14 protein-coding genes are annotated in these 17,391 nt (G+C 56.7%); 6 read left to right on the top strand and 8 right to left on the bottom strand.

The features are described 5' to 3' along the window. The first annotated feature begins 707 nt into the window (after window positions 1–707). Window positions 708–1,181 (top strand): tyrosine-type recombinase/integrase, encoded by a 474-nt coding sequence (locus OHL18_RS19295; RefSeq protein WP_263376503.1) that lies wholly within the window; start codon window positions 708–710, stop codon window positions 1,179–1,181. 356 nt (window positions 1,182–1,537) lie between these two features. Here the strand turns inward: OHL18_RS19295 and OHL18_RS19300 are convergent, their stop codons facing one another. From OHL18_RS19300 to OHL18_RS19310, 3 genes are all read right to left on the bottom strand, one after another. Next, window positions 1,538–2,971 (bottom strand): sugar porter family MFS transporter, encoded by a 1,434-nt coding sequence (locus OHL18_RS19300; protein WP_263376504.1) that lies wholly within the window; start codon window positions 2,969–2,971, stop codon window positions 1,538–1,540. Then, a complete protein-coding gene (locus OHL18_RS19305) occupies window positions 2,917–4,446 on the bottom strand; it encodes a glycoside hydrolase family 32 protein (protein ID WP_263376505.1) in 1,530 nt (509 codons plus the stop codon). The genes OHL18_RS19300 and OHL18_RS19305 overlap by 55 nt, the downstream gene beginning before the upstream one ends. 145 nt (window positions 4,447–4,591) lie before the next feature. Beyond that, entirely contained in the window at window positions 4,592–7,993 is a 3,402-nt protein-coding gene (locus tag OHL18_RS19310; RefSeq protein WP_263376506.1) for a TonB-dependent receptor, read from the bottom strand. A gap of 245 nt (window positions 7,994–8,238) precedes the next feature. Here OHL18_RS19310 and OHL18_RS19315 point away from each other — a divergent pair, with 245 nt between their 5' ends. From OHL18_RS19315 to OHL18_RS19330, 4 genes are all read left to right on the top strand, one after another. After that, a complete protein-coding gene (locus OHL18_RS19315) occupies window positions 8,239–9,384 on the top strand; it encodes a GntR family transcriptional regulator (RefSeq protein ID WP_263376507.1) in 1,146 nt (381 codons plus the stop codon). Between the two features lie 124 nt (window positions 9,385–9,508). Next, window positions 9,509–11,113: a tetratricopeptide repeat protein gene (locus tag OHL18_RS19320; protein WP_263376508.1), complete on the top strand. Its 1,605-nt coding sequence runs from the start codon at window positions 9,509–9,511 to the stop codon at window positions 11,111–11,113. A 67-nt stretch (window positions 11,114–11,180) separates the two neighbouring features. Continuing rightward, entirely contained in the window at window positions 11,181–12,116 is a 936-nt protein-coding gene (locus OHL18_RS19325) for a carbohydrate kinase family protein (protein WP_263376509.1), read from the top strand. Between the two features lie 186 nt (window positions 12,117–12,302). Continuing rightward, window positions 12,303–13,754 (top strand): glycoside hydrolase family 32 protein, encoded by a 1,452-nt coding sequence (locus OHL18_RS19330; RefSeq protein ID WP_263376584.1) that lies wholly within the window; start codon window positions 12,303–12,305, stop codon window positions 13,752–13,754. Between the two features lie 53 nt (window positions 13,755–13,807). On the opposite strand, the gene OHL18_RS19335 is transcribed toward OHL18_RS19330, so the two are convergent. Together OHL18_RS19335 and OHL18_RS19340 are read right to left on the bottom strand one after the other, a co-directional pair. Then, window positions 13,808–14,281: an IS6 family transposase gene (locus OHL18_RS19335; RefSeq protein WP_263376510.1), complete on the bottom strand. Its 474-nt coding sequence runs from the start codon at window positions 14,279–14,281 to the stop codon at window positions 13,808–13,810. 579 nt (window positions 14,282–14,860) lie between these two features. Beyond that, on the bottom strand, window positions 14,861–15,580 hold the full coding sequence (locus OHL18_RS19340) for a restriction endonuclease (protein ID WP_263376511.1): 720 nt from the start codon (window positions 15,578–15,580) through the stop codon (window positions 14,861–14,863). Window positions 15,581–16,072: 492 nt separating this feature from the next. On the opposite strand from OHL18_RS19340, the gene OHL18_RS19345 reads away from it, so the two are divergent. Next, a complete protein-coding gene (locus OHL18_RS19345; protein ID WP_263376512.1) occupies window positions 16,073–16,288 on the top strand; it encodes a helix-turn-helix domain-containing protein in 216 nt (71 codons plus the stop codon). Window positions 16,289–16,533: 245 nt separating this feature from the next. Here the strand turns inward: OHL18_RS19345 and OHL18_RS19350 are convergent, their stop codons facing one another. From OHL18_RS19350 to OHL18_RS19355, 3 genes are read right to left on the bottom strand one after another with little or no spacing between them, the layout of a single operon-like run. After that, on the bottom strand, window positions 16,534–16,983 hold the full coding sequence (locus OHL18_RS19350; RefSeq protein WP_263376513.1) for a hypothetical protein: 450 nt from the start codon (window positions 16,981–16,983) through the stop codon (window positions 16,534–16,536). Window positions 16,984–16,985: 2 nt separating this feature from the next. Continuing rightward, window positions 16,986–17,168 carry a helix-turn-helix domain-containing protein gene (locus tag OHL18_RS23350; RefSeq protein WP_396274871.1) on the bottom strand — a complete coding sequence of 61 codons (183 nt, stop codon included), beginning with the start codon at window positions 17,166–17,168 and terminating at the stop codon, window positions 16,986–16,988. Further along, window positions 17,165–17,353 carry a helix-turn-helix domain-containing protein gene (locus OHL18_RS19355; protein WP_263376514.1) on the bottom strand — a complete coding sequence of 63 codons (189 nt, stop codon included), beginning with the start codon at window positions 17,351–17,353 and terminating at the stop codon, window positions 17,165–17,167. The genes OHL18_RS23350 and OHL18_RS19355 overlap by 4 nt, the downstream gene beginning before the upstream one ends. Between the last annotated feature and the right edge of the window lie 38 nt (window positions 17,354–17,391).

The raw sequence follows: 17,391 nt of genomic DNA on the forward strand, positions 1-17,391 counted from the left end.
GGCGTTTGTTCCCCCATCGGTCCCGCTACAACGCCGTAAGAATTCAGGCCCGAGGTGTTGATTCGCGACAGATTTTCTTGGGCTATCGATAATAAACAAGGTTGGCGAGGGCAGAGATTGGTGAGCCCAATTGAGTCCAGGAGACCAACTCAATCCTCCCATCCATCACCCACAGGGAAGCATATCCCGCGGCAACCCAAGACTCCTCCGCGTTTTCATGTTGATTTATTGGTTTCATTGGCGGGGCGGAGAGACTCGAACGCCGTGCCCAATGCCCCATCGGTCGCAAAGTCAGGTTATTGTTGGTTGATTACCTCCTGCCGCGCATCACTTGTTTTCGCGGAACCAGCCGCATCGAGCGCAATCGCGACAAAGCGTAAACTGCATCGAATTCTCCTCTCTATCCCACCCAATTGTTCAGGCGTGTCTACGCTCTATTTGGTACAAAATTTGCTTGGCATTGGTCTTCCCGATCATTTGCACCATTCAGAACGCGAAGACTGACATGAGTGAGCTGGTAGCCCACTGCTCTGACCAATCGTTTACCTGTGGAGTGCAGCGCAGCCGTCGAGGCTTTCGTGGTGATCCGGTGGCTGCCACCAAAAAACGACTTCTCGTGGCTTCCATTTTTTGAGACCGCCGAGCGCTTCCTTGGGGATCGCATCCCGCACCTCGCACCCTGAAGCATCCAGACGGAGCGGGAGAGGGTGAAGCCCATCAACAAGGTCCTGGGCAAGGTGGCAGTGTGGCGCATGACGGCTGGGCCGTCATACATCCGAGACCGGAAGACGGCCGGCCGATCGAACGCCAACATCAACCGGGAACTGGACATCATCCGGGGAGTCCTCGAGCGGGCGAAGCGCCGGCACCACTTCTCGGAGGAGATTCACCCGCTGACCCCACTCCAGAACATCCGGCGAGCGCTGACCTACGAAGAGAAGGTCAACCTCCTTCACGGGGCCGGAACGCGCCCTGAGTGGCGGACCGTCGCGTGCGCGGCGCGTCTAGCGCTCAACACGACCATGCGCGGGTGCGAGATCAAAGAGCTGCGCTGGCGCGACGTCGACACGATCGGGCGGTCGCTCGCAGTGAGAAAGAGCAAGACGGAGGCCGGGGAGCGGGTGATCCCGCTCAACGCCGATGCCTGGGCCGTGATTCTCGAGCTCTACCGGCGCTCATAGGCGCGCGGTGCGAACTTCCTCTTCCCCGCCTGCGAGACGGCGCATTTCGACCCTACACGCAACATCAAGGGTTGGCGCACAGCATGGCGACGGCTGACGCGGGCGATTCATTGCGCCGGTTGCGGAGTGCTGCGGAATACCGGTGAGACGTGTTCCGAGTGCGGTGCCAGCATCGCGAAGCTCAAGAGTCCCTTTGCTGGCTTTCGCTTCCATGATCTCCGCCATCAGGCCATTACGGAGGTCGTCGCGGGCCCGCTCACCGGTATTGTTATTCCACAATGGTCGGCGACGTCTCTACTGGTGGTGGAAACCGCATCTTCCGCTCCTAAACTCCTAGATAGAACAATCTCGGGGAGCTAGTGAATGCCGAGTTGTACTTGTATTGCTTCGAGAGAGCTTCCTTTTGTCTCTGGATACGCGAAGAGGACGATGAGGAACTGAATCAGCATCATCACTGAAAAGAATGTAAACGGGGCTCCTTGGGAGCGCGCGGCAATGTAGGGAAACACTCCGGCGATGATTGCGTTCATGATCCAATGCGCCGACGATCCTACGCTTTGTCCCTTCGAACGAACACGCGACGGAAAGATCTCCGCGATGTAGACCCAGATCACCGAACCCTGAGAGATCGCAAAGAAGACGATAAAGAGCACGAGTAGCCAGACGAGCAGGTTTTGGTGGGTATGGGTATAGAACACTGCTGAAACGCCCGCCAAAGCGAGCGCCATTCCGACGGCACCCACGAGCAGCAAGGTCTTCCGGCCTAGCTTGTCAATCAAACTCATCCCTAAGAAAGTTGCCACGAGGTTCACGAGTCCGACCCCCACGGTCTGGAGGGCGGCTGAAGTCGAACTGAAACCCGCGGAAGCGAAGATGTAATTGGAATAGTAGAGAATGGCGTTGATTCCAGACAATTGGTTGAACAATCCGACTGAAACTGCCAAGAAGATCGGGCGATTATAGCGACCGCTAAAAAGCGACTCTTGTTTTGCGCCGCGCTCGAAGTGCACGGAATCGATGATTTCCTGCAACTCAGCCTGCGAGTTGGGAGAGCCCATCAGTTCTAGTACCTGTCTTGCCTCGTCAGTCTGATGTGTCGTAACAAGCCATCTGGAGCTCCGAGGAATTCCGTAGAGCATCACTAAGAATGCTATGGACGGAGCCACTGCCACCCCGAATTCCCATCTCCATTGAGCTAGTCCCAGATGCAACGTCGTAATCAAGAAGTTCGACAGGTAGGCCAGGAGAATTCCTAAGACGACATTCGTCTGGAATAGTCCTACCATTCGCCCACGCGACTTCGCTGGTGCTAGCTCAGCAATGTAAACCGGCCCGAGGACGGAAGAGCCGCCTATTCCGATGCCGCCGACGAATCTAGCCGCCATGAGCACGGGCCAGTTCCAACTTATCGCGCAGCCGATTGCCGAGACCGTGTACAGGATTGCCATAATGCGTAAAGCTTCACGTCCGCCAATCTTCTGGCCTAGAACTCCAGAGGTCATCGCACCGATGACCGTGCCGAACAGTCCGATGAAGACAGTGAGACCCAGCGTTGTCGGAGTAAGTTGAAAGACCTCGGCCAGCTGCTGAGTGGTTCCAGCGATAACTGCTGTGTCAAAACCAAAGAGTAGTCCACCTAAAGCCCCAACGATGGCAGCCCTCATTAGATACTTGTTCACTGCGTCTCCCGTTGGTCTGGCGATAGTCGTGCTTTGCTTTGAGACTCGCGGTCTGATCAGGTGACTGCTGGCGTAGTCAGCCGATTGTGTGAAATGGGGCTGATGGCCCATGCTTCCACGCGAGTTCCTTTGCCAACTATCCGCACGGCGAGATCGGGCGCTTGCGTCTGATTGCAGTAGAAGCGCTTCGTGTAGCCGACTCGTCCCATCAGAACAAGCTCGATCACAGAGGCGTCGACAAAGGCATGGACTGAGGGTGAATCTCCAGCCCGTAAAGGAAATTCCGTTTCATCGATCAGCATCGCTTGACGATCCGGCAGATACTGAACAACCAGGATTTCATTGCTGACAAAGCCAATGGTAAGGCTGAAGAACTCTTTGGCAAGCCCCGCGCACAGTAGTTCGCCATTACATGCGGTCAGCAGAAGCCGGCTTCCGTCTTTTCCCGACGTCTTTGGGATACTGGCGGACCGTAGCGTCTTAGTCTCGGGTAAGATCGAAAGCTGAAGCATGCCCTCTCGATCTAAAGTCATTACGCGGGGAAGGCTCATCATGCCGGACCAGCCCGCTTTCCGCATTGCATCTTCGCTGCGGCGTTCCGGGATCCACCCCCACAAGATTCGTCGCCCATTTTTGTCAACGTTCGTTTTCGGGGCATAGAAGGCACCCAGGTCCAGGACCCCTGTCTTCTCTGGTGTGAATTTCAATTTGGCGTCGTCAAACATGCCGGATTGCCAAAAGACCTTGCCCAATGTGGAGTAGATGAGTACGTGTTTACCATCCAGCGCAAAGAAATCTGGACACTCCCACATCTCTCCGTCGTCGCATGGATTTGGAGTGGGCTTACCGTTCCATTTGCCTTCGACAAGTTTGTGCAAATATTCCCAACGGTTTAGATCGTTAGAGCGGTACAGAAGAACGCATCCACCTTCCTTCGCCACTCCAGAGCCGACCGTCATGTAATACGTGTTGCCCTGCTTCCAGATCGAGGGATCGCGGAAGCCGGTAATTTTCATCTCGGTCGGAGGGGTGGCGACAATCGGGGAGGATTGTTTATGCCACGTTCGCAAGTCCTTGTCATCTGACCACGCAAGACACTGAGACTCCTGGATTGGCGGCCCACCGTCTTTGATCGTCGCGTGCTCGGGAGTGCTCTTCCTTGTTGCGGTGTATACCGCATAAACACGGCGTCCGACCTTAAAGGTCGATCCAGAGAAGACGCCGAATTCATCTGGCCCCCCCGGGGTCGGAGTCATGGCTACTGGAAGATGCGTCCAGTGCAGCATGTCAGTCGAGATTGCATGATTCCAGCTCATGTTGCCCCAGACCGGGGCCTCAGGATTGTACTGAAAGAACAGATGATAATGACCATCAAAATAGATGGGGCCATTCGGGTCGTTCATCCAGTTTTTTGCTGGAAGCAAGTGAAACTGGGGCCTCTCTGGGTCAAGCGCAATCGTGCCATTTTCTTCGACACTACGACTTGCGCTGACTTGTCCGTTGGATTGTCTCAATGCGAGCAAGGCTGCCACGCTGGAAATTAGGAATTGCCGTCGATCAAGCGGAGCGTCGGTAGATTCAGTCATTCAGGCCAAAGATCCTTAGTCAAGCGGATTTGATATCAGCATTTGCGAGGTTGATGGGGCTGGACCCAACTCCAGCCGCCCTATAAGGATCGTTATAGGGCGGCTAAGACTTAGTTAACAGTGGGAAGCTTTCGGGGGACCCTAACTAGAAAGTGAATTTGGTGCTCAGCTGCAGCGTTCTAGCCTGGGCCGTTCCGGTTATTTTGCCAAAGTTTCCAAAGGGGGTGCCAGTAGAGTCAACCCCGCCATCCGCAAGATTGGTGTCCCAGCCCTGAACGTTGACGCGGTTGAACAGGTTGTAGACATCGAGCCGGAACTGCAGTCTGCCCGGTTCGCCGAAGAAGAACGGAATGGCGGTGTCCTTGGAGATCGCGGCGTCGGTCTGCGCGAATCCCGGGCCGCGGTAGGTATTGCGCCCAAGGCTTCCTTCAACGCCGGTTGGGGTTCCATCCGGGTTGACGGGCAATGGAAAGTCGCTCGTCTTGAAGACGCCATTGATGAACTTCGAGCGGCTCAGCCCCTTCAGGGTTGGACCAAACGAAGGCACGTTCGGCAGGTCGTAGTTCTGGCCATCCAGGTTGAAGTCATCCTGCGGCTTGCTTGTGAACACAGTAGCCGGGAAGCCGGAGAGCAAGGTGCCCAGCGCGCTAACCTGCCACCCCTTTGCCGCCCCCTTCAAGAAACGGTTCTCTACGGCAGGTGCTGGAATATCCCAGAGACCATGGAAGGAGAGCTGCTTCGGTGTGTCCTGGCTGGAGAGGCCGCGCTGGGCCGCAACGTTGTAAGCGTCGATGACCACCGAGTTCTCAGAGCCCTTCTGCTGACCTGGCACCGTGCTGATCAGGTCGATGGTCTTCTGCACGGTGTAGGCCACCTGGAAGGTGTATCCCTTGCTGAAGTCCTTGCGGATGACACCGGTGAAGCCGTTATAGTTCGATCCCCCGGCATTGGAGGTGTAGTTGATGCCCGCGAAGTACGGATTGGGCCGCGGTCCGAGCGTCTCGGTAAAGCTGCCGTCGCCGTTCGCGACGATGTTGTTAATGCCGTCGACGCGGTTGACGTTCGTGATCGAGTACTCGTGCTTGGAGGCTGAGTGTACATAGTCCGCCTCAGCGAACCAGTTCGACTTGAAGGAGTGCTGCACGCCGAGGAACATCGTCTCCACATAGGCCATCTTCAGGTGCGGGTCCGGTCCGCCGATGTTGTTGAAGTCGCCGTATCCGCCGCGCGGGTTCAACGGAGGCAGCGTCGTCGTCAGACCTGCCGGCAGCGGGCAGTTGTACGGGAAGACGGCAGACTGGCAGAGCGCGAATGTTGGCGGCTGCGGCGACCCCGGAGTATGGACGCTCGCATTGAAGTTCGCGTCGATCGGCGGGTTCCCCGTCTCCGTGTCGCTCCAGTTGGTGTTGCCGCCGCGATCGAAGAAGATACCGGCTCCTCCGCGTACAGACCAGTTCTTCAAGCCCAACGGGCGGTAGGCGAAGCCGAAGCGCGGAGCGAAGTAGGTCTTCTTATGGTCGATAAAGGGACGGCGCTTCGAGGGATCGGGGTTGAGTCCGACGGAGGTTCCCTCGATCTGCTGCAGCAAGGTCGTCCCCGAGCCCAGGGTCAACGTGGAGAGTGTGCCGCGCGCCTCGGACGGATTCGAGGTGGCATCCCAACGGACACCCAGATTCAGCGTCAGGTCCGGGGTAGCCTTCCAGTCGTCCTGCACATAGGCGCCGTAGGTGCTGTCCAGGAAGTAGCGATTGTTGTTGGCGACTCCACCCGTCTTGGGATCGAAGGAGATTCCTCCGTAGTTGTCCGCCTTGTCCGCGGCAAAGTCGAAGAGTGTGTCAAAACCCCACGCCTGTCCGCGGTTGTCGGGAACGGTGAAGGGAGCGTAGTCCTGGTTGTGGAAGAACTCGAAGCCCGTCTTGATCGAGTGCTTGCCGCGAATGACGGAGAGCATCTCGCGCCAGTGGAAGTCGTTCTGAGCAAATCCGACCGGAGCGAAGCCGTCGCCGAAGCCGACGATTCCGTTCACGTTTGCGGGAAGTAGTTGGCACAGGTTGCAGGGAATGTCGACCGAGGTCCGGGTGTATCCGTACGCGGTCTCGTTCAGGATCGACGGGGAGAAAGCGTGCGTGTAGTTGATCGCGGCAAAGTACGCATCCTGCGGGAAGTTGACGTCGAAACCGCTGCGGACGCTGGTCACGAACGGCCCCAGAAGATGCGTCTTATAGAAGTTGGCGTAGACACGGTCCTTTGATTCCCGGAAGCTCTGGTCGCCGCGCACATTGAACTGATAGCCGTTATGAATCGAGACCGTGGTTCCGTTGACGAGGTCGATCGCCGGAAGCGAGCAGGGAATGCCCAGCGGCCCAAGCTGGCTTGGATCGTCCGTCGTCTTGCAATCCGGTGAAGCGCCTTGGCTCTGTGCCACCTGGCCGACCGTCTGCACCGAATTCGGCGTGGACGATACCGTCGGAGTGTACTTAGTCAGCAACTGCGTCGAAAGATTGTTCGGGAAGTTCGTCTGCAGGTACTTCACGAGGGCAGGGTCTTCGACCTGCACGACGCCAGCGGAACTGGTCGACGAGATCACCTGGTCGTAGCTGCCGAAGAGGAACGTCTTATCCTTGCGCACCGGCCCGCCGAAGGAACCGCCGAACTCGTTGCGGTGATACGGAGTGATGTAGTTTCCGTTGATGTCCTTCGAGTTCTGGAAGTAGGTGCGCGCCGTCAGGTCGCTCGCCTGGTACTGCTCGAAGCCGCTTCCGTGGAACTTGTTGGTTCCACCCTTGCTGGTGATCTGGGTGACGAGGCTGGCGGCTTTGCCGAACTCAGCCGAGTAGTTGGTGGTCGATACCACGACCTCCTGCACCGAATCGGGATTTGGGACCAGCTTCGCATCGCCGCCTGAAGGCGAGTCATCAAGCGATACGCCATCCAGCAGATAGGTGTTGCTGTGGTTCGGGGCTCCATTGGCGACAATCGCGGGGGTCGTCGTCGCGAAGAAGATGTCAGTGTTTGCGGCGTTCGAGCCCATCAGTCCGGTTCCGGTCACGCCGGGCGTCTGGTTCGTAACACCATAGATGTTTCTCGACTCAATCGGAAGCTCCGCCACTTCAAGCGCAGTCGTCACCGAAGAGATCGTGGCCTCGTCGGTCTCGACCGCAGAGGGAGCAGCATTTACCTGCACCTCGGTCGTCACGCTCGCCGCGGGCAGTTGAATGGATGCGTCGCGAACCGCGCCCGCCGTCAGATTGATGTGCTCGACCGTCACCGAAGCGAAGCCGGTTAGCGACGCCGTCACTCGGTACAGTCCCGTGCCCAGAGCCGAAAAACGATAAAACCCCGCCGAGTTCGACACGCCCGGGTTCACGACTCCTGTCGCTTCATTGGTTAGGAGCACCTTCGCCCCAGGAACAACCGCGCCTGTGTTGTCGGTCACGGTCCCTTCGATAGCGCTGCTGAATTGCCCATACGCGAGGGTCGATCCCAACAGGACCAGGACGGTCACGGTGAAGAGCAAACTCGTTGTCCGAGCGAATAGTCGCATCATGATGACTCTCCCAGAAAAGATCTTTCACTTGCATGTCGTTGTGGTTTGGTTATGCGAGGAAGACTCTAGCCAAATGCAAAGACACCTGTCAATCTTTTTCGTGAAATATGACAGTAATAGTGTGCGCAAATGTAAATACAACTTTTCGAGACGAAGTTCTGCGAGAAGCTGGGAGCGGACTTTGTACCTGACCCCGTATAGTGTGAAAAAGGCTTTCACTTCTTAACGGGCGAGCAACGGCGAGAATGATACGAAAGAAAGCTGAACTCCCTGTCACCGATTCGGCGGAGAAGGGATCGTCAAGACAAGGTGCTAAGTATAAGCAGATCTACGACATACTTCAGCAGTCCCTCGTGCACGGAACCTATCTTCCCGGGTCCAAGCTTCCGAGTGAAAACGAACTGGTCGAGCAATTCTCCGCCAGTCGGCCAACTGTCGGTCGTGCGCTCGCGCAACTAGAGTCGGAAGGCCTGATCCAGCGCCGGGCCGGATCAGGCACTTTCGCGAGTCCGCAGATTCAGCAGAAGCGGCTTGCCTTTGGGCTGCTCATCCCGGAACTGGGCGTCACGGAGGTCTTTGAGCCAATCTGCCAGGGAATATCACGGGCACGAGTGGGAGTGCACCATGATCTCATCTGGGGCCCCCTCTTTGAGCATGATGCCCCCAAGGAGATTCAAGCCGAACGGCTCTGCGAGTACTATCTCAACCGGGATCTCTCAGGAATTTTCTTTGCACCCCTTGAACTTTCAGAGGGCAAAGACCTTGTGAACCAGAGGATCGTCCAGGCTTTTGACGATGCCTCGATCCCCGTCGTCCTGCTGGATCGCGATATCTGCGAATACCCAGCGCGAAGCAGGTATGACCTCGTCGGAATCGATAACCGGCGAGCAGGGCGCGTGGTTACGGAGCACCTTCTGGAGAATGGCGCGAAAAGGATCATTTTCTTCGGTCGACCGGACTCTGCGCCTACTGTGAGAATGCGAAGTCTGGGGTACGCGGAAGCCATTCGCGAGTCCAATACGGTGACCGCTGAGCCACAGATCGTTCTCGCTGACCCGATCGACGTCAGCTCCGTCCAGCAGATGCTGCATTCCCTCCAGCCTGACGCCATCGTCTGCGCCAATGACTACACCGCAGCCCTCCTGATGACGGTGTTGACCGGTCTGGGCGTTCAAATCCCCGACGACATTCGGATAACAGGCGTGGATGACGTCAAATATGCAGCCCTGCTCCAGGTTCCGCTGACCAGCATTCATCAGCCGTGCGCGAAGATAGGTTACTCCGCGCTCCTGGCCATGCATGAGCGGGTCGCCCATCCCGAACTGCCCGCGCGAGACATCCTTCTCAACTTCGACTTAGTTGTAAGGGCATCGTCAAGGACGCTGGGGTAAACCCTCGGAAAATGAGAGTGGCACGCCCCATGTGTATGGAGAGTGCTACGATGTTACCTAAAGCTGTCAAGACTGATTTGATGAAAAATCTTGGCAGCTTTGACCTCTCCGCAGGATCGCGACGATGCCTCGCTGGCTTCTCATCCTACAGCTCGCTTGTTCGGTCTCCCTCCTTGCGACCGCGACGGAGGTGCTTTCGCAGGCCCCGAACCCGGCCGTTCAGTATGCCCGCGCGGAAGAACTGATCCACCGTCACCAATGGGATGCTGGGATCGCCGCGTTGCAGCCCCTCCTAAAGAGCGATCCATCGAACACGAAGATACTTAACCTTGCCGGCGTCGCCTTTGCCGGCAAGGGCGACGCGGATCATGCGATAGGGTATTTCGAAGCTGCTCTGAAGACTGCCCCGAACTTCACGCCTGCCCTCAAGAACCTTGCGATCGAGGAGACCTCTCTCGGAAGAACCAGCGCCGCGGAACAGCATCTCCAGACCGCACTGCAGCAATCGCCCGACGATCCAATCGTCAATCTGTACCTCGCCGAGATCCTTTATGAGAAGGGCGAGTTCAGGGCGGCGGCGGACCACTTCCGCAAAGGGGGAACCCTGATCGCGCGCGACCCGAACATGGTCGCCAACTTCGCCGTCAGCGAATTCAAGACTGGCGAACAGGAGAAGGCGCTCAAGGATCTCGAAGCCGTTCAACCGGAGGCCCTGAACGGTTCGTCCGCCTTGGTGGTTGGCGTGGAGCTTGCCAAAGCTGACCTCTGCGCGAAGGCCCTATCCTTCCTCTTGCAAGCACAAACATTGTCCCCGCGAGATACGGACATCGCCTATGATGCCGGTATCTGCTACCTGTCGTTGAAGCAAGACTCCGAAGCGATCGGAGTCCTTCAGAAATTGATCGATCAGGGACACGAGACCCCGGAGCTCGACAGTGCGATCGCCGAGGCCTACGAAGGCGATCACCAAACGCAAAGAGCGGTGGACGCGCTTCGCAGGGCCATTGCAATGAGCCCGGACGACGACGACAACTACCTGAATTTTGCGACAATCTGCCTCGACCACCAGGACTTTCAAGCGGCTGAGAAGGTGATTTCAGTCGGCCTGGGCAGACATCCCAAGTCCGCACGCCTGGTCTTTGAGCGCGGCATCCTGAACGCGATGCAGGACCACTATGAAGCCGCGGAGAGGGACTTTCAACTGTCAGCGGATCTCTCACCGGAGAGCGAGACGGGTTACATCGGCCTTGGCGTCACCTATCTCGAAACGGGTAAGGCTGCAGAAGCAGTGCCGGTACTCCGTCGGCGCTTACAGGAGCATCCCGACGACGCAAACCTCAATTACCTGCTCGCGGAAGCCCTTGTGCGAGGCGGAACCCAACCCGGAGAGCCGGCCTTTCTCGAAGCGCAAACAAGACTGCAAAAGTCTACGCAGATCAATCCGAAGCTTGTTGAACCGCACGTCTCGCTGGGAAGCCTGTACCTGCGCCAGGAAGAGGTTCAAGAGGCCGTTGAGCAGTTCGAATTGGCGCGGAAGATCGATCCCAATTCCAAAGCAGCCTGTGCGCATCTTGCGGTCGGATATCGCAGGCTCGGGGAGACCGATAAGGCACGATCAGTCCTGCTTGAATTGAAGGCGATCAACGACCGCGAGCGAGGCGGGGCAAAAGAGTTGAACCGTCCCCCCGGACAAGTCGCGGATACAAAGACCCGGCCTCCGTCTTCATGACGTGCAGACATCGCCGCCATGTTTCATGACGACTGAACGAACCACTTGATCTAATCGGAGCCCGCACATGAAAGTCATCAGCACGGGAGAGGTTCTTTGGGACATCTTTCGCGATATCGACGGATCCATCGTTGAGATTTTAGGCGGCGCACCTCTCAACATATCTTGCTCTCTGCATCGCCTGGGACACTCTGTGTCATTCATGACGGGCGTCGGCACTGACAGCCGGGGCGAATCGACCATGCTGATGATGCAGAGTATGGGGCTATCCACGGAATTTGTTCAGAGAACAGCGGACCTCGAAACCGGTACTGCCTTTGTAACGCTCGACTCACATCGCCAAGCGACGTTTGTGATCCCCCGGCCCGCGGCGTTCGACCGGCTTCGAATCAACGAGGACCTTCTATCAAGACTGCAGGAGTTGGAAGCTGATTGGCTGTACTTCGGCACCCTCGCTCAGACCGACGAGTCGAATTTGCAATTCCTGGAAGAAATACTCGATCGCATCCCCCAGATTCGCGGGTTCTACGATATCAATCTACGAGAGGGACACTGGAATCTCCCTCTCGTTGAACATCTATCCTCACTCGCCGCCGTCATCAAGATGAACGATGTGGAAGCGAAGCTTCTATTTGAACTGATCTTTCCGAATAGTATTTTTTCGCTCGAGAATTTTTGCCGGGCATGGTCGGCGAGATATCCCCTGGAAGCTCTCTGCGTAACCCTCGGCGATCGAGGGTGCGCGGTGTACCGAGATGGCGTCCTCCGGGAGTTCTCCGGCATACCGGTGCAGGTTGCCGACACGGTAGGTGCCGGGGATGCGTTCGCGGCCGGGCTTCTTCATGCTCTCTCGCAACCGTGGCCTCCGGAACAACAAGCAGCGTTCGCAAATGGGTTGGGCGCACTCGTGGCAAGTCGGCAAGGTGCGACCCCGGATTGGACTGTCGCTGAATGTGAGCGACTCATCGCGACGAGCCCTTCCTCTGCGGTCTTTCCCAACTGATGCATTGCCTGCAAGCAATCGTGAGTAAACCTTACCAGCCGTAGTTTCTTAAATTTCACCGGAGATCTCTTGACGAACATTCCTTTGCCGACGCGACGCTCCTTTCTTTCCGCAGCCTTCGCAACAACGGTTGCGTCTGGCGTGCCACTCGCTTCGATGACATCGCTGGCTCAGCAATCTGAGTCGATGGTGGCTCTCTTGGCAAGGCTCGCCGCAGACCCGCTCAGACCTCAATTTCACTTGCTCCCACCAGCGGGTTTCCTTGGTGATCCTTGTGCGCCACGCTTCTTCGAAGGCAGCTATCACGCCTTCTTTCATGGAAGTTACGGAGGCAGGGGATGGCACCATGCCATCAGTCCCGATCTCGTTCACTGGCGACATATGCCGATCGCACTGACTCCTACGGCAGGGGGATACGACTCCTACGGCACTTTCACCGGGGGAGTCCTGCCAGGCACCGGGGACATAGGCACGGTTGTCTACACGGGCGTGACCAAGGTTCCCCGCGAGAAGGAGACCATCCGGAACGAAGGCCTGCGTGAAGTGCAATGTATAGCCACCTCCAGCCAGAAAGATCTCGCTCAATTCGACAAACTCCCCAAGGCCGTAATTGACGGCCCGCCCGATGGGATGAAAGTCACCGGCTTTCGAGACCCTTTCGGATGGAAAGACGGTGACACCTGGTACGTCGGCGTCGGGTCAGGTTTCAATAAATTTGGAGGCGCTCTGCTCCTTTATCGCTCGAAGGACGCCCGGTCCTTCGAGTATGTGCATGCCTTGGCAGAAGGCACCTGGAACGGGCTGGATCTCTCCAACCCTGTCGGGAGTGCCGAGATGTGGGAGTGTCCGGATTTCTTCCCGATCGGAGAGAAGCACGTTCTTCTCTATTCCACCGAGTACAAGACCTACTGGGAGGTCGGAACCTTCGATAAGGAAGCCCTCAAATTCCACTCGGAGCAGAAAGGAAAACTGGACTACGGCAACTACTATGCTCCGCGAAGCATGCCTGATTCGCAGGGTCGACGGATCTTGTGGGGCTGGGTCCAGGAATCGCGCCCGGCAGAAGCCATCAAGGCTGCGGGATGGTCCGGGGCCATGTCACTTCCTCGCGTTCTCAGTATTGGTTCCGACGGCGGGCTTCAGATCACCGTAGCGAAAGAGATGAACCAACTCCTATCCGAGCCCAAGTCTTTGCGTCGTACCGACAATTCAAAATCTCTCGCGGAACAACTCGAATCCCTCGCTCTGCCTGGCCGAAGCGGGAGGATCGTTTGGTCAATTCAAACCGGGAAGCCCTGCGCCCTGAATCTCGCTCTAGTTGCGAGCGGCCAGGTAGAGCCATTGCTGAGCGTCAATCACGACGGCACCACCGAACGGCCTTCGATCATCGTCGGCGACAGGGTATTGCCCCTGCACCCCGACGCTGCTGGCGTTTCGCGGCTCGAGTTATGGCTCGATGGATCTGTCCTTGAACTGTTTGTCGATGGGAGAGAGGTTTTGACAACACGCTGTTATACCTTTCCGAACCTCGATCCTAAGGTCACGATGACGTGGACGGGTTTCGCATCGGGTCTGCGAACTCTCAGCCGGGCCATTGTGCGACCCATCTCCCCCGACAGACTGGCATCGGCAATCTAGAGGGCTCTGTTGCATTAGCTGTGTTTGGCGCAGTGTAGCAAGAACTGTGTTGATCAAGCGGCGATCGTGAAGACGTCGAAGAGCTTGTTGACGAAACGCACCTCGTCCTTGAAGTGCGGCTCGCAAGTGAGGCAATGGCCTCTGCGGATCATCCGCATCACTTCGAAGCCCTTGATTGTAGCGGCTGCCGTGTTCATCGTTTGAAATCCCCGAGCGGGTCGAACGGCACGTTTGAGCGCACCATGGTCTGCTTCAATGATGTTGTTGAGATACTTGCAAGTTCGATGCTTTGTAGAATCCAGCACCTTGCCTTCTCGCTGTAGCCGGCTGATCGCTTTGGGACAAGAGCCGAGTTGGTCCGTGGTGATAGAAGACGGCGGCCAAGGGAGCATCGTCGTCAGCGGTTTCCTCAGGAAACGACGGGCCGTGCGGGTGTTCCGTCGGCGGTCTGACAACATAAAGTCGATCAATCGGCCATGCTTGTCGACGGCGCGGAACAGGTACTTCCACTTGCCTCCAACCTTCACATACGGGTTTTCCCGAAGGCAAAAGTCGCCTGATGGCCTTATTGTTCCTTTATTGTTCCCGCAGGGATCCGGGAACGTTTATTGTTCCCGGGCTTTTCCTGTAAGTGATTGATTCTATGGTGGAGCTGAGCGGGATCGAACCGCTGACCTCCTCGTTGCGAATTCAGGGAATGACCTTAGACGGGGAGATACCGGACGATACAGAGTGAGCATCGCGCCTTTCATTTTCAATGAGATAAGCCCATCCGAGTATTCCTGAGTGTTCCTGAACGACACGCAGGAATACTGGCATGGACGACACAGTTACGACACAAGCTACGACACAAACGCGCTGCGTCTACAAAGCATTCTTTTCTGGGCGACCCCTATCCCCCATGCGATGCCCCCCCGCCACCTGCGATGCTCTATCTGGTTCCGGCAATTTCCGCCGAAAAAGGCCTGCACGGTACTTCACAACTTCATAGGCGACCGCTCAGACGCAGAGCCGTGTGATTTTCAGGCTGCTTAAGCGGACATCTTCGACGTGATGCCGTGGCGGAAGATTGGATCTGTTGCCTAGGAGAACCTCTAAAAAGGATTTCAGCGACCTCGCCGATTACGGCTGCGGCTGGTTGCCTCGGTTTCTCCACCAAAATGGCGGGTAAATCTGCATTTGGGATAGCCAGGGCATCCCCAAAACTGACCACGATATCCTTTGCAAATCCGCATCGGCGAGTTGCACTTCTTACAGTAGGGGACACCTGAAATAAACACGCCCAAATCCTCTAGCGAAACCGTGCTCACAACATTGTGTCCTGCCGGGCACACCGAGCTCCTCGCTGGCCCCTGAACCGGCAGTTCGATAATCTCTCCGCATCTCAGACACATCGTTTTTGCAACGCTTGCGGATTCTGGGACTGGATAAGCTTCTGCAACAAGGCTGGAGAACGTGTGCCTGTCGTACAGCTTTACTTTGTGTTCTTTGGCATATTCGATAGCCGGCGGAGAAAACTTGCCGGTATTCACATAAAACCCTTCAACGGCCCCTTCGTGGATCATCGCAGAGTGAAATTTCTGGATGTCCGGTCTGCCGATGGATTGTGCTCCGCTTTTACATTCCAAGACGTATTTGATGTCGTTTTTCAGTAGGATGGCATCCTTACCCCCATCGCCCGAATAGGGTGTCTGCTTCACCTGATACCCCAGATTACGGAAAAGCTGTGCGATCGCATCTTCAAATTCCCGCGATGTCATTGAGTAGTAGGATTCAGACCTGCTGAGCCATGCATGAGAAAGACGTTGAATTTCCTCCGTTCGCAATGCCTGCGCCCGTTGCTGTATTTCAGCTTTTCGTCGTTGCTCCGCTAGATATGCTTTACGTTCTAGTTCCTCGCGTTCTTTGGGCAGTTGGCACTCCCGACACGCTCCAGCCGAACCGGCGCTGACTCCGTGAAGGCATGGCCGTATTCGTTCGCTCCATTGGTGAACCCTAGAGGCAATGCGGTAAACCACCGTCGCCGCGCCGATAAGGAGCGCTAGACACAGAAGCGCAGGGAACCTAATGTCCCAAAAGTTGGGACCCACAACCCCGATTACGGCACACAGGGGGGCTAGCGCGGCAGCACTGAGGACGTAACAGCAAAACTTCGCAAAAAGCTCCACCCAACAAAGCACCGCATAAAGCCAGACTGACGTATTTGAGCCATTGCGCGAACGGGACATCAAAGATCGGGCCCCTTGCCTCAAGGTGTTCCCCTTTGCATATTAGCCTTTGGGCTAACTTAGCCTGAAGGATATCCGGACACTTGAGATGTGGCAATCGACATCTGCATACGGTTAGGCAGACGTATCCGCGCATTGAGGGATGCGCACGGATGGAACCAGGCGTATCTCGCCGAAGTGTCGGGCCTCGGGAAGATTTACATCAGCCAACTTGAAAACGGTCGCAAACAGGCCTGCATCCGCAGCATTGAAACATTGGCTCTGAGCTTTGAAATGTCGGTCTCCGAATTCCTCAAAGGCGTTTAGGGCTCGGCCCCCCGCCTCTCTCCGGTGCGCCATGTGTAGGGATGAAAACATCTGCCAGCACCTTGGCGTTATCACCTTTCTCGAAGAACCTCCTTATAAGAACCTAGACGGATCGGCAAAGTATGCCACGCTGGCCAGCAAAGTTTGCCGCACCCACCAGCAAACTCTTCCAAACCCTTCAGCAAAGTTTGCCGCACGTTAGTCCAGCAGAATTTGCCGCACCTCTGGCAGAATTTGCCGGAGTGCTATGGCTGGGCTCTAGCGGCGGCCATCGCACGCGGTTTGAGCTTCTGCCTGGGTCTCTCCGAGCGCTTGAGCCATTTCAACTCTTGGCGTAGAAGAGTGTACGTGTAACTCTGCCCTGGATCGCGCGAGTAGGAAACCAGCCCGTTTTCAAATAGCGTAATGCGCGCGTCCCTCATCGTGCGCGGGCTGAGGCCCGTCTCCGACGCGAGGGCTTTGTCTGAAGCCTTGAACGTATTGCTTGGCTCTCGGTCCCGGTTCGCGTTTTCACAGAGCGCAAAGTAAAGCACGCTGGCAGAGGTTCCAACCTTACGCGCCATTCCACTGCCGAAAAACTTGTTGGGAAACCTTGCCCACAGTCCGATGTCCAGCTTTGGCTTCTGAGCCTTAGACCGCGCATCGGAGATAGCCTCGCCTGTCTCCGGGTCGTCCTCAAACGGATCAAAGTCCATCCCTATCCAACTCCGTTGGCGCACTTTGCAATCAGTCGTTCAACGTCTGTAGGGCGAAAGAGCAACCGTCTGGTGATGCGGACAGGTTCCAGCTTGTGCTGGCGGCACATGGCCCGGATCGTGTGAGGGGAGAGCCGGAGCATGTCGGCCACTTCCAGCAAGGTCAACAGCCGTTCGGTACTCACTTTGCACCTGCCTTGCTCCTGCCGGGTTTGCCTTGCAGGTAGTCCTCCAAAGCTCCCGGCGTGATGAGGACTCGCCGTCCGACGCGCATGGCCTCTAACCGACCGCTCTTGATTGCTGCGTGGATAGTGCGCTCGGACAGCCCGGATTCCGCTGCCGCTACCCTGACCGAAAAGCTGATTGCCATTTTTTACGCTCCTCTTGACTTCTTGCGTAGAGTCGCAC

Origin of the sequence: Granulicella aggregans, from assembly GCF_025685565.1 — a bacterium.
GTDB classification, from domain to species: domain Bacteria; phylum Acidobacteriota; class Terriglobia; order Terriglobales; family Acidobacteriaceae; genus Edaphobacter; species Edaphobacter aggregans_B.